The sequence below is a fragment of the Pseudooceanicola algae genome, from assembly GCF_003590145.2.
GTDB classification, from domain to species: Bacteria; Pseudomonadota; Alphaproteobacteria; order Rhodobacterales; family Rhodobacteraceae; genus Pseudooceanicola; species Pseudooceanicola algae.
Map to the genome: position 1 here is coordinate 1652898 of NZ_CP060436.1, position 12930 is coordinate 1665827.

Here is a 12930-nt window from a genome sequence, read left to right on the forward strand (position 1 = left end):
TAAATTCTCCTGAATTCACATGTTGATCTATGCCTGAGAGTGGCAATTCACGCCTCGGCGACCGTCTGTCTGAACCCAGGTCCGGTTTCGCGATAGCCCTGCGCAGCAAGCGCCTGTGTTTCACCCCCTGTCTGGCCCTCACCGAACCACAACCGGACGGTGTTTCTGGCCACCATCCTTCTCCGCAAGGTAAATATTCATTTGGTAGAATTGAAATGTTGGGCCAATGTTCTCGGCAAGCCGAAACAGAGGATTGGATCAACATCTTGAAACTGGATTTGAAACACCTTCACGGTGAGAGCGCCCTCAACCACGATTTGATCATGGGCTACAATTCTCAGCAGGATGCGTTTGTCGAGCGTGAAGTAGACACATTTTCACGGATCGAAGAGGCAATCTTCGAAACCGAGGAAAAGGGCAAGATGCCTCTCTGGCAAGGGTATGACGAGATAACGGACTACCCCCGCAGGACTGGCCCCAACTCGAAACGGAAGGTGTCCCAAGTCCGGACAGGGCAAGGCATCTGCATGTTCTACGCCTGGCTGGCGTTGCAGAAGAAACCGGACACCATTCTGGAATTCGGCGCAGCTTTCGGTGCAAGCGGCATGTACTGGCTCGCCGGTCTTGCCATTGCAGGACAGGGCCGTCTGGTCAGCTTTGAGCCGAACGAGCTGTGGTGCTCCATTGCGCGCGAGAACTTCTTGAAGATCAGCGATCAGTTCACGCTGACAGCAGGAACATTCGAGGACAACCTGCCCCTGGTCACCCCCAAGGCAACAATCACGCTGATCGATGCCATCCATACGAAGTCTGTCGTGCTTGCGCAATTCGAGCTTGTGAAGCAGGTCAGCCAACCCGGGGCCCTGGTCATTCTGGATGATCTCGCGTTTTCAGACGACATGCGCGAATGCTGGAAGGAAGTGCGCGAGTCAGCCGACGTCTCAGCCGCCTGGCAGATCGGAAACCGTGTCGGCATCGTCGAATTGGTTTGAACAGCGTGTAGTTGATCCCAAGCCTGCTTTCCCACCGATTCTGTTTTCACGTCCGGCAGGCAGGGTTTGCCCCGCGCATCAGACCTGTCGCTCCGCCCGGTGCGTTTCGCGCCAGAAGGCCGGCATCAGCAGCACGTAGACCGTCAGGATCTCGAGCCGGCCCAGGTACATGCCCGCAGTCAGAACCAGTTTCGCCGCCCAGCCGAGCGGTTCGAAATTGCCAGCCGGGCCGATGACCGCGCCCAGGCCCGGACCGACATTGGCCAGCGCCGTCAGCGCACCGCTGACGGCCGCCACCAGATCCATGCCGAGAAAGGCAAGGATCACCGACAGGATCGAGGCCGTGACTGCGTAGAAGACGAAAAAGGCCATCACCCCGTTCAGCACATCCGGGGTCACGCGACGGCCTTCGTAGCGGATCTGCTGCACGCTGTGGGGGGCATGGACCTTGCGCACCGCGACCCGCAGGGCGCGAGCGAACAGCAGCCAGCGCATCGCCTTGGCCCCGCCCGAGGTCGAGCCGGTGCAGCCCCCCACCAGCGTCAGCGCCAGGAAGGCCACCTGCGCCACCGGCCCCCAAAGGGTGTAATCCGTGGTCGCGTAACCCGTGGTCGTCACCACCGACACCACATTGAAGGCCACCAGCCGCAGCGCATCTGGCAGCAGGATATGATGGCTCCAGCATAGCCAGGCCGTCAGCACGGCAATCACAACGGCGAGGGTCTTGAACATCGCTGCGACCTGTTCGCTGGCGATGGCGCCACGCCGCCAGGCCCGGATGTACCAGGCAAAGGGCAGCGCCCCGGCCAGCATGAAACCCGTGGCGACCCACTGCAGGTAGCTGCCGGTGAAATGCCCGAAAGAGGCATCGTAATTCGAATAGCCCCCGGTCGACAGTGTCGTCATCGCATGGGTGATCGCGTCAAAGACCCCCATGCCCCCCGCCGCGTAGAAGACCGCGCAAAGGCCCATCAGCCCAAGGTACACCGCCAGCGTCGCCAGGGCGAAGGTCGCTGCTGTGCCCGTGACCTTGTCGCTGCGGTCAGAGCTTTCGGTCTGGAACAGCTGCATGCCCCCGACGCGCAGCACCGGCAGCAGCGCGATACCGGTCACGATGAAACCGACGCCCCCCACGGCCTGAAGGGTCGCACGCCACAACAGGATACCGCGCGGCGTTGCGTCCAGCCCGCTCATTACAGTGGCGCCGGTGGTGGTGATGCCCGACATGGCTTCGAACAGCGCATCCACCGGTGTCAGCCCGAACATCGCCAGTGGTACCGCGCCGGCCAGGGCCGCCGTCACCCAGATCGACGAGGTCAGCAGGAAACCATGCAGACGCGTGACCTCGGAAAACCGGCTGGCCGAGGCCAGGGCGAGTATGACCCCCGGAAATCCGGTCAACAGGGCGCTTTCGACGAACAATGTCCTGGTGGCAGGAAAGATCGCCGCGTCCATCAGCATGAGAGCCGCCGAGAACAGCAATCCCACACCGTTGACGAAGACGACGAAATTCATAACTGGCACCGACGCGGAGCGGCCTTCGACGGCATGCCAAAGGCCCGACTCGGGGCCCATCGGCCCCTTTCGTCGACTTACGCCTGCCCGGCCAGATTGACAATCTGCCGAGCCGGTTTGGCAGAATTGCAAAGATGGTGCCGCCGTGAAGGGCTGGCGCTGCCCCCTTCCTGCATCCCCGGCAGGTCAGCGCCGGTTTTCGGCGTGCCGCCCCCGCCGCCATTGCGGCAAGAGGCAAACAGGGATCAGGCCTGCGGTTTCGGCTCGGCCCATTCCCAGGGGCGGGTGAAATTGCCCAGAAGCTGCACCAGCTTTTCATCATCGACATCGGCGCCGCGTCGCAGGCGGGCGGTCAGCCCGCGTTTCCGGTCATCGACGACCTCCTGCACGGTCACGTCCAGCCCGGCTTCGGCCAGGGCGGCATCATAGACCCGCTTGATGGCCTGCTTGCGCAGCTCGGGTTTGAAGACCTTGCCGACGGCGGTCTTGGGCAGTTCGGAAAGGATTTCCACATGCTTGGGGATCGCGGCGCGTTCGTGGACATGCACCTTGCAATGAGCCAGCAGTTCCTCTGGGGTGACATCGGCCCCGGCGACCAGTTCGACATAGGCGCAGGGCAATTCACCGGCCCGGCTGTCGGGCTGGCCGATGGCGCCGGCAAAGGCGACGGCCTTGTGGGTCAAAAGGGCCTCTTCGATCACGGCCGGGTCGATGTTGTGACCGCCCCGGATGATCAGGTCCTTGGCCCGTCCGGTGATGAACAGGTAGCCATCCGCATCCAGCCGCCCCAGGTCGCCCGTGCGCAGATACCGGTCGTAGTGGAACAGATCGGCGTTTTTCGCAGCCTCGGTATAGGTCGAACCGGCAAAGACGCCCGGGCTCGCGATGCAGATCTCGCCGACCTCGTCGACACCACATTCGCGCAGATCACCGTGGGAGTTGTCCAGAATGCGCACCTCGGTATAGGGCAGCGGCACCCCGACCGAGCCGAACTTGCGCTCGCCCATGTCCGGGTTGCAGGACACGAGGCAGGTCGCCTCGGTCAGACCGTAGCCTTCCAGGATCTTGACGCCTGCGGCCTCTTCGAAGCGGCGGAACAATTCATGCGGCAGCGGGGCCGACCCGGAAAAGGCCAGCTTGACCGTCGACAGATCGGCATCCACCGGGCGCTGCATCAGCGCCGAAAAGGCCGTGGGCACGCCGGTGATGAAGGTGATCTTCCAGCGCTCGCAAAGTTTCCAGAAATTGTCGAAGACCCCGTCGCCGCGATAGCCCGCCGGGGTCGGCAGGACCACATGGGCGCCTGAACTCGCCGCGCCCATCAGCATCACCTGGCAGGCAAAGACATGGAACAGCGGCAACGGGCACATGATGTTGTCTTCCTCGGAAAACAGCAGCGTCGCGCCGAGCCAGCCGTTGTAGACGATCCCCGAGGCAAGGTGCCGGGCGATCTTGGGCATACCCGTCGTTCCCCCCGTGTGGAAGAAGGCCACCACACGGTCTTCGGGATCATCGACAAAGGTCAGGTGATCGGGTTGCTTCGCCAGTTCCGCCGCGAACTGGCGGACATCCACATGCGACCGCCCCGGCATCTTCGGCCGCATCAGCGGCACCAGCCAGCTCTTGGGCGGCGAAAGATAGCGGTTCAGGTCGATCTCAAGGACGGTCTGCACATCGGGTGCATGGCGCACCGCTTCGGCCGTCTTCTGGGCCACGTCCGACCGGGGGAAGCTTTTCAGCGTGACCACCACCTTGGCCCCGGTTTCGCGCAGGATGGCTGCGATCTGTTCGGGCTCCAGCAGCGGGTTGATCGGGCTGACGATGCCCGCGACCATGCCGCCGAGCACCGCAAAGGCGGTCTCTGTCGTATTGGGCAGCAGCAGCGCCACCACGTCCTGCGGCCCGATTCCGAGACTGCGGAACAGGTTTGCCGTCCGGGTGACCCCCTGGGTCAGCTCGGCCCATTTCAGTGTCTCGGCGCGGGCTGCGGGTCCGGATTCCAGCTGGAAGGACACGGCGTCATTGCCGGGATAGGCCGTTGCCGTCCGCGTCAGCATCTGGTGCACGGTCGCGGGCACGTCGCGCGCCGACCACGGCATCTCGCTGCCGAGGCGATCCGTCTCTTCTTTACCTGTAAAAGCCAATTGGTTTCCTCCCGTTCCGATCCCTTCTGCTCCTCCTCAGAAACATGTCAGGGACGGCTAAAGATTTTACGGACAGCGAAAATCCGCAAGTGTAACGCTGCGTTGACCTCTTCCGACGTGACGTTGCCACGGAAAGATCGACGGGCGCTACAGAAAGCTTGACCTGCCCCGCATGCCGCATCGGGCCGCCTGTCCGCCGCCCCTTGAACCACACCGAACAGCCGACAGGGCACCGGGCGCAGCCGGTCGCGGCCTTAGGCAAAGTCCGATGCCGGCGGCGCGGTTCAGACGCCCGAGCCGTCGGTGAACTGCAACCGCGCCAGCCGGGCATAAAGACCGCCTTCGGCGACAAGTTCATCGTGACTGCCTTCGGCGACGATCCGGCCTTCGTCCATGACGATGATCCGGTCGGCCTTCTTCACGGTGGCGAGACGATGCGCGACGATGACCGTGGTGCGCCCCTCTGCAAGCAGGTCGATGGCGTCCTGCACCAGGCGTTCGCTTTCTGCGTCCAGCGCGCTGGTGGCTTCGTCCAGCAGCAGCACCGGCGCATCGCGCAGGATGGCGCGGGCAATGGCAATGCGTTGCTTCTGCCCCCCCGACAGCATCACGCCGCGCTCCCCCAGCGGACTGTCGTAGCCTTCGGGCAAGTTTCTGATGAAGGCATCGGCGGCGGCGGCGCGGGCGGCCTCTTCGACCTCGTCATCCGGGGCTTCGGGCCAGCCGAAGCGGATATTCTCGCGCGCCGTGGCGGCAAAGATCACCGGGTCCTGCGGCACCAGCGCGACCGACCGGCGGAAGGCGGCACGGGCCATGTCCTTCAGACCCACGCCGTCCAGCCGGACCTGACCCGATGCCGGGTCATAGAACCGCTGGATCATCTGGATGATCGTCGACTTGCCCGCGCCCGAGGGCCCGACCAGCGCCACGGTTTCGCCCGGGCGGATGCTCAGGCTGACATGATCCAGCGCCGCGACGCCCGGCCGCGAGGGATAGAAGAAGGACACGTTGTCGAAGGTGATCTCGCCCCGCATTGGCAACGGCGGATCGATCGGGCGGGCCGGATCAAGCACCGTGTCGGTGACCGTCAGCAGCTCCACCAGCCGCTCGGTCGCGCCAGCGGCACGCTGCAATTCGCCCCAGATCTCGGACAGGGCAGCGACTGCGCCCGATACCATGACCGCGTAGATCACGAATTGCACCAGCGCGCCCGACGACATCTGCCCGGCGCGCACATCCTGCGCCCCGATCCACAGCACGCCGACGACGCCGCCGAAGACCAGGAAGATGACGATGGCGGTCATCAGCGCACGGGTCGTGATCCGCGACAGGGCCGAGCGATAGCTTTCCTCGGTCACCCGGTCGAAGGCCGCGCGGCTGAGTGCCTCGTGGGTGAAGGCCTGCACGGTCTGCACCGACAGCAGCGCCTCGGAGGCATTGCCCGACGAGGCCGCGATCCAGTCCTGGTTGGCCCGCGACAGGTGGCGCAAACGGCGGCCCAGGGTCAGGATCGGCACCACAACCAGCGGCACGATCAGCAGCGCCAGCCCGGTCAGCTTGGCCGAAGTCACCAGCATCAGCACCATGCCCCCCACCAGGATCAGCACGTTGCGCAGGGCGACCGACACCGAGGACCCGATAACCGACTGGATCAGCGTGGTATCCGTGGTGATCCGGCTCAGCACCTCGCCGGTCATGGTGGTTTCGTAGAAGGCCGGGCTAAGGCCGATGACCCGCCCGAAGATCGACTTGCGGATATCGGCGACCACCCGTTCGCCCAACCGGGTGACCAGCGCGTAGCGCAGCCCCGTCCCCACCGCCAGAAGCGCCGCAATGCCGAGGGCGGCGGCGAAATACTGATCCAGCAGGTACAGGCTTTCGGAATTGAAATTGTCCACCACCCGGCGCACCGCCAGCGGCAGCACCAGCGAGACGGTCGCGGTCAGCACCAGCGCCGCGAAGGCGCCAGCCATCATGCCGCGATAAGGCCGCAGGTAGGGCCAGAGTTCACGCAGGGCACCGACTTGTCGCGATGGGTCACGGTCAAGGGCGGCGCTGTCCAGTGTCACGGGTCCTCGGGCCACGGCAGCCTCCAATATTTCAGCAGAGGTTTCATGACCGCGCAGGCCCCCGGGGTCAAGGTAATGGCGGGAATTGCCGCGCAAACGGTCACTTTGTCCCGCCCCCGCCACGGTCGCACCGCCAGAAGGCGCCTGCAGGCGCAACCTCCTTGACCTCGCACGGCGGAAAGTTGTTTCCCTACATACGATATTTGGTCGGGCGATCTGGCGATGGTCGACGCCCGACGGGGCACCCGCCGGTCCGAGGACAGCCGGGACCGACGGAACAGTTGAGCCGGGGCGCATTCCGTGCCTCACTGACGAAACACTGCGGCGGGGCCGCTGACGAAGGGGGGCGAGGACAGCGTGCGCAAGGCGATAACCTTGACGGTGAACGGAAAATCCCGTCCCGCCGATGTCGATACCAACCTGTCGCTGCTGGATCTTCTGCGCGCGGAGCTTGGCCTCCGGGGGCCGAAATACGGCTGTGGGATGGCGCAATGTGGTGCCTGCACCGTGCTGATCGACGAGGTCCCCGCCCGCGCCTGCATGCTGCGCGCCGCCCGCATCGATGGCGCTGCGGTCACCACGCTGGAAGGGCTGGCAGATGCGGAGACCGGCGCGCTGCACCCGGTCCAGCAGGGGTTCCTGAAGGCCGAGGGCGCGCAATGCGGATACTGCCTGAACGGGATGGTCATGACGGCCGTGGCGCTGCTGCGCCGGACCCCCGACCCCAGCGACGCCCTGATCCGGGACGCCCTGCGCCACAACATCTGCCGCTGCGGCGCGCATCTTGAAATCGTCGCCTCGGTCCGCGAAGCCGCCAGGCTGCTGCGGGGTGCCGATGTCTGACCGCCTGCCTGCGCCCCTGCCCGGCGCCCCCCGCAAATGCAAGGCCCGCCCATGCCGCTGACGATCTACCGCGAGACGGCAACCGGTCGCGAGACCTTCCTGATCCTCGACACCGATGGCACCGCCCGTGGCTTCAACGGTCATGTCGATCTTGGCACCGGCATCGAAACCGCGCTGGCCCAGATCATCGCAGAGGAGCTTGACCTGCCCCTTGCGGCCGTCGCCGTGATCCTCGGGCATACGGCCAGCACGCCGGACCAGGGGCCCACCATCGCCTCTGAAACCATCCAGATCACCGCCCGGCCGCTGCGCATCGCCGCCGCCCAGGCGCGGCTCTGGCTGGTCGAAGCCGCCGCACTACGCTTCAACGCGCCCGCCTCGGAGGTCGAGACCGACAGTGGCGCCCTGCGTCATGGCGATCACACGCTTCCCTACGCCGCGCTGCTGACCGGGGATGCCGCCCTGACGCTGGACGAGAACACGCCGGTCAAGGATCCCTCCGCCTATCGCGTCGTGGGCCGCCCGGCCCCGCGCCGCGACCTGCCGGCCAAGCTGCGGGGCGAGTTCGACTATATCCAGGATGTGCGCCTGCCCGGCATGTTGCATGGGCATGTGATCCGCCCGCCCTATGCGGGGCGGGATTCGGGCGATTTCATCGGTCGGTCGCTGCGCGGTTACGATGAGGCGGCCATCGCCGGGCAGGACGGATTCGTCGCGGTCCATGCCCAGGGCGATTTCCTGGCCGTTCTGGCCACCAGCGCCGCCCGCGCCCGTATCCTCGCCGAGGCCCTGCCGGTACATTGGGCCCTGCCGCCCGAATTGCCCGACATGGAAGCCCGCGACGACACGATTCGCGCCCAGCCATCGACCCCGCGCCTGCTGGAACAGACCGGCGACATCGACCGCGCCCTGAGCGAAGGCCCGTGCCTTGAGCGGACCTATTCCTGGCCCTGGCACATGCATGGCACGCTGGGGCCCTCCTGCGCCCTGGCGGATTGGAACGCGGGCCAGCCGATTGTCTGGTCGGGCACCCAGAACCCGCATATGCTGCGCGCCGACCTTGCCCAGTTGACCGAACTGCCCGAAACCTCGATCGAGGTCCGCCGCCACCAGGCCGCCGGCTGCTACGGCCGCAATTGCGCCGACGATGTGGCGGGCGATGCCCTGCTGCTGGCGCGGGCCTCGGGCCGCCCGGTCTCGGTCCAGCTGACCCGCGCACAGGAAACCCTGTGGGAGCCCAAGGGCGCGGCCCAGGTGATGCAGGTTGCAGGCGCGCTGAAGGGCGGCGACTTCCACGCCTACAGGCACGACAGCTGGTATCCCTCCAACCGCGGCCCCAACCTGGCGCTGTTGCTGACCGGACGGATCTCGCCCGAGCCGCGCCCCTCGGACATGGGTGACCGGACGATCATCCCGCCCTATCGGATCCCGCACAAGCGCATCACCGTGCATGACATGGCCCCCATCGTGCGCGCGGCCTGGCTGCGTGGGGTCTCGGCCCTGCCCAATACCTTTGCCCATGAAAGCTTTACCGACGAACTGGCGACAGAGGCGGGCGAGGATCCGGTCGCCTTCCGCCTGCGTCACCTCGACGATCCCCGCGCCGCGCGGCTGATCCGCGAAACGGCCGAAAAGGCCGGTTGGGAGGCGCGCAGCGGCCCGCGCCTGCGCCGCGACGGGCGCATGGCCTATGGGCAGGGCTTTGCCTTTGCCACCTATGTGCATGGCCCCTTCCCCGGCACTGCCGCCGCCGCCGCCGCCTGGGTCGCGGATGTCGCCGTCGACACGGTGACCGGCGAGGTCACCCTGACCCGCGTCGCCATCGGCCAGGATCAGGGGCTGGTCATCAACCCCGACGGCGTGCGCCAGCAGATCCACGGCAACGTGATCCAGACCGCCTCACGCGTGCTGCAGGAAGAGGTCAGCTTTGACGCCATTTCTGTCAGCGACCGCAGCTTTGCCGATTACCCGGTGGCGGGCTTTGCAACCCTTCCCGAGATCCGCAGCCATATCATCGCCGAACCATCGGACCCGCCGCTCGGCACCGGCGAAAGCGCCGCCGTGCCGGCCGCCGCCGCCATCGCCAATGCGATCTTCGACGCGACCGGGGTACGGATGCGCGCCGCCCCCTTCACACCCGAAAAGATGCGCGCGGCGCTCGGCGTGTCCGATGCCCCGACACCCATTGCGCCCCCGGCCCGCCAACCCCGCCTCCGTCGCAAGCTCGCGCTTCTGGGCGGGATCGCCACCCTTGCGGGGCTCGGCCTGTCCCTGCTGCCCGGAGCCCGCGCGATTGCGCCCGCGCCCGCGCCTGCCGCGACACTTTACAGCGCCGAAACCCTGAGCCGCGGAGAGCAGCTTTTCGCGCTTGGCAATTGCGCGGCCTGTCACACCGCGCCGGGCGGCATCGCCAATGCCGGGGGGCGGATGATGCAGACGCCCTTTGGCACGCTGGCATCGACCAACCTGACGCCGGATGCAGAGACAGGCTTGGGCAACTGGTCCTATGCCGCCTTCGCCCGCGCCATGCGGCAGGGGATTTCCCGCGACGGACGGCACCTTTACCCGGCCTTCCCCTATACCAGCTTCGCCCGCATGACCGACCCGGATCTGCAGGCGCTATACGCCTATCTGCAAACGCTGGAGCCAGTGCGGGCCGAAACCGCTGCGGCACAGATGCGGGTGCCCCGGACCGTACTGCCGCTCTGGAACATGCTGAACCTCGACGCGACGCCGCTGGTGCCGGAACCCGCGCAGGATGCGGAATGGAACCGGGGGCGCTATCTGGTTGAGACCGTCGGTCATTGTTCCGCCTGCCACACGCCGCGCACGGCCCTCGGGGCGGAATCCAAGGCCGCGCTCTCCGGCGCCGAGGTCGATGGCTGGTTCGCCCCGCCCCTTGCCGGCATGGCCGCCGGAGCCCGTGGCTGGGATGCGGCCAGCCTGCGCAGCTATCTGTCGACCGGTGTCGCGCCCGGCCTTTCGGCCGCCTCCGGCCCGATGGCCGAGGTGGTGGCAGGCCTTGCAACCCTGCCCGAGAGCGACATTGCCGCCATGGCGACCTATCTGGCGAGCCAGGTCAGCGGCGCCGCCACCCCCTTGCCGCAGCAGGTTGCCCCGCAGCCCGATCGCATGCACCGGATCTATGAAAGCGCATGTGCCAGCTGCCATGAGCCGGTCTTTCCCGACAGCGCCAGCGTGGCCCAGGTCCCGCTTGGCGCGGCCCCGGCCCTGCGCGCGCCCAGCGCGGCGGCGGCGATCCGCAGCATCACCGATGGGCTGCGCGGCCCCGATGGCACGTCCCTGCGCGACATGCCCGCATTTGCGCAAGAACTGTCGACGCCGGATATTGCCGCCCTCGCCCGCTATCTACGCCAACGCTATGCGGCGGATCTGCCCGCCTGGGATTAGGCGCGGATTGGCCGGGCATGCGTCACGGCAAAGACCCGGCCGCTTGGGCCACTTGCCCCGTTCCCCGGCAGCCTGACGCATTTTTCACCGTCAGACCCAATTTGCGAACCACTTCCCGGCAGAAACCCTGCAGAAGGCTTGCCGGAAAATGCCGACTCGGGATTACTTCAATAATCACGTAACATGTAACGTAAGGGCGAAGATGCTCCGACCTTCCATCGCCATTCTGGGCGCCGGCGCCATCGGATCGCTGCTGGCCGCACGCCTTGCGGCCGCCGGATCGGATGTGACGCTGGTGGCGCGGGGACCGCGTCTGGCGCAGATCCGGGCCGAGGGCCTGAAGATCCGCGATCTGGACGGGCCGCGCGCCATCACCCTTCCGGTGACAGAGGCCTTGCGCAGCCCTGTCAGTGTCCTATTCCTCTGCGTCAAGGGCCCGGCGATCGAAGCGGCCCTGCGCGGCAACCTCGACGGCATCGGGCCGGACACCCGGATCGTGCCGCTGGTCAATGGCATCCCCTGGTGGTTCTTCGACGATCTCGGCCACCCGGTACGCGCCGTCGACCCGGACGGCGCGCTTTTCCGACTGGTGCCGTTCCAGCAGATTGTCGGCGCTGTCACCATGATGACCGCCGGATTCGAGCCCGATGGCACCGTGGTTTCGACCATTCCGCATTTTCTGGCGCTTGGCCCCACCATCCCCGACGGCCCCCGCCCCGTCGACCTGGCCGATGAACTGACCGCCGCCGGCATTGCGCTGGACCGGGCCGATTACATCCGCCCGCTGGTCTGGGAAAAGCTGGCGCTGAACGCGGCGACCAACCCGCTGTCGGCCCTCACGGGTCAGACGCTGGCGCAGATCGCCGCCGACCCGGCGTCCTGCACCCGCGCCACGGCGCTGGCCCGCGAGATCGAGGTGCTTTCCGCCGCCTATGGCAATCCCATCGTGGTCAGCGACAGCCTTGCCGCGCGCCTGACCAAGGCGGGGGCTTTCCGCACCTCGATGTTGCAGGACGCCGAGGCCGGGCGGGCGCTGGAACTTGCCCCGATCACCCACGCACCGCTGGAGCTTGCCGGGGCGCGGGGTGTCGCCATGCCCGAAACCGCCCGCCTTCTTGCCGACCTTCAGGCCGTACGCCCGACCCAGACCCTCAGCTTCCAGGACATTCCCTCATGAACATCAAGGCCGATCCCCTTGCCGGCAAGACCGAAGCCGAATTGCGCGCCCAGCTTGCCGATTTCTACCACCTGGTCAGCTACCTTGGCTGGACCGAACTGATCTTCAACCATATCTCGGTCAGGGTGCCGGGCGCCGAACATGCCTACCTGGTGAACCCCTTCGGCCTGCATTACGACGAGGTCACGCCCGAGAACCTGATCAAGGTCGGCACCGATGGGCGCAAGATCGAAGACAGCCCCCATAACGCCAACCCCGCCGGTTTTGCCCTGCACGGGGTGATTCATGAACACCGTCCCGATGTCGGCTGCGTCGCCCATACCCATACCACCCCGATCTCGGCCATCACCATGAAGGGCTTCGACATAGATCACGACAGCTTCTATGGCGCGCAGCTTTTTGGTCGGGTCGGCTATCATACCTTCGAAGGCATCACCCTATACGACGAAGAGCGCGCGCGGATGCTTGCCTCGCTCGGGGACAAGCATGTGCTGGTGCTGAAGAACCACGGCGTCGCGGTTTGCGAAGCCGATATTCCGCTGACCTTCTTCCTGCTCTGGACCGTTCAGCGCGCGGCCGAAATCCAATGTGCCGCAGCAGGCATTCCCGGCCCCAACACGATCCTGCCCGAAGAGGTAAAGCGCAAATGCGCTGCCGACGCCCAGGCGCTGAAGGAAAATGCAGGCTTTGCGACATTGCTTTTCGACGCCATGGTACGAAAGATGAAGATGGACCGGGCGGGGTCCTGACCTTCGGGCACAGGCCGGGCTCGGTTCCGG

8 protein-coding genes are annotated in these 12930 nt (G+C 66.1%); 5 read left to right on the forward strand and 3 right to left on the reverse strand.

Annotation, left to right across the window (positions count from 1 at the left end; translation table 11 throughout):
- Positions 1–29: 29 nt before the first annotated feature.
- On the forward strand, positions 30–992 hold the full coding sequence (locus tag PSAL_RS07825; protein ID WP_119838872.1) for an O-methyltransferase: 963 nt from the start codon (positions 30–32) through the stop codon (positions 990–992).
- Between the two features lie 78 nt (positions 993–1070).
- On the opposite strand, the gene PSAL_RS07830 is transcribed toward PSAL_RS07825, so the two are convergent.
- The 3 genes from PSAL_RS07830 to PSAL_RS07840 form a co-directional block, all read right to left on the reverse strand.
- The gene (locus PSAL_RS07830; protein ID WP_119839071.1) at positions 1071–2507 is read right to left on the reverse strand and encodes a TrkH family potassium uptake protein; all 1437 of its coding nucleotides are present in this window, start codon (positions 2505–2507) and stop codon (positions 1071–1073) included.
- 245 nt (positions 2508–2752) lie between these two features.
- Positions 2753–4651, reverse strand: coding sequence for an acyl-CoA synthetase (locus PSAL_RS07835; protein WP_119838873.1), 1899 nt, complete (start codon positions 4649–4651; stop codon positions 2753–2755).
- A gap of 284 nt (positions 4652–4935) precedes the next feature.
- Positions 4936–6720 carry an ABC transporter transmembrane domain-containing protein gene (locus PSAL_RS07840; protein WP_119839072.1) on the reverse strand — a complete coding sequence of 595 codons (1785 nt, stop codon included), beginning with the start codon at positions 6718–6720 and terminating at the stop codon, positions 4936–4938.
- A gap of 381 nt (positions 6721–7101) precedes the next feature.
- Between PSAL_RS07840 and PSAL_RS07845 the strand changes: the two genes are divergently transcribed.
- From PSAL_RS07845 to PSAL_RS07860, 4 genes are all read left to right on the forward strand, one after another.
- A complete protein-coding gene (locus PSAL_RS07845; protein ID WP_231388682.1) occupies positions 7102–7563 on the forward strand; it encodes a (2Fe-2S)-binding protein in 462 nt (153 codons plus the stop codon).
- Positions 7564–7614: 51 nt separating this feature from the next.
- Entirely contained in the window at positions 7615–10974 is a 3360-nt protein-coding gene (locus tag PSAL_RS07850) for a molybdopterin cofactor-binding domain-containing protein (RefSeq protein WP_119838875.1), read from the forward strand.
- A gap of 202 nt (positions 10975–11176) precedes the next feature.
- Positions 11177–12151 carry a ketopantoate reductase family protein gene (locus PSAL_RS07855; RefSeq protein ID WP_196222765.1) on the forward strand — a complete coding sequence of 325 codons (975 nt, stop codon included), beginning with the start codon at positions 11177–11179 and terminating at the stop codon, positions 12149–12151.
- Positions 12148–12900 carry a class II aldolase/adducin family protein gene (locus PSAL_RS07860; RefSeq protein ID WP_119838877.1) on the forward strand — a complete coding sequence of 251 codons (753 nt, stop codon included), beginning with the start codon at positions 12148–12150 and terminating at the stop codon, positions 12898–12900. Before PSAL_RS07855 ends, PSAL_RS07860 begins: the two co-directional genes overlap by 4 nt.
- The last annotated feature ends 30 nt before the right edge of the window (positions 12901–12930 follow it).

Excerpts from the sequence above, each read along its gene's own strand:
- PSAL_RS07830 (WP_119839071.1), bottom strand. The coding sequence starts at position 2,507 with ATGAATTTCGTCGTCTTCGTCAACGGTGTGGGATTGCTGTTCTCGGCG.
- PSAL_RS07825 (WP_119838872.1), top strand. The coding sequence starts at position 30 with ATGCCTGAGAGTGGCAATTCACGCCTCGGCGACCGTCTGTCTGAACCC.
- PSAL_RS07860 (WP_119838877.1), top strand. The coding sequence starts at position 12,148 with ATGAACATCAAGGCCGATCCCCTTGCCGGCAAGACCGAAGCCGAATTG.
- PSAL_RS07855 (WP_196222765.1), top strand. The coding sequence starts at position 11,177 with ATGCTCCGACCTTCCATCGCCATTCTGGGCGCCGGCGCCATCGGATCG.
- PSAL_RS07850 (WP_119838875.1), top strand. The coding sequence starts at position 7,615 with ATGCCGCTGACGATCTACCGCGAGACGGCAACCGGTCGCGAGACCTTC.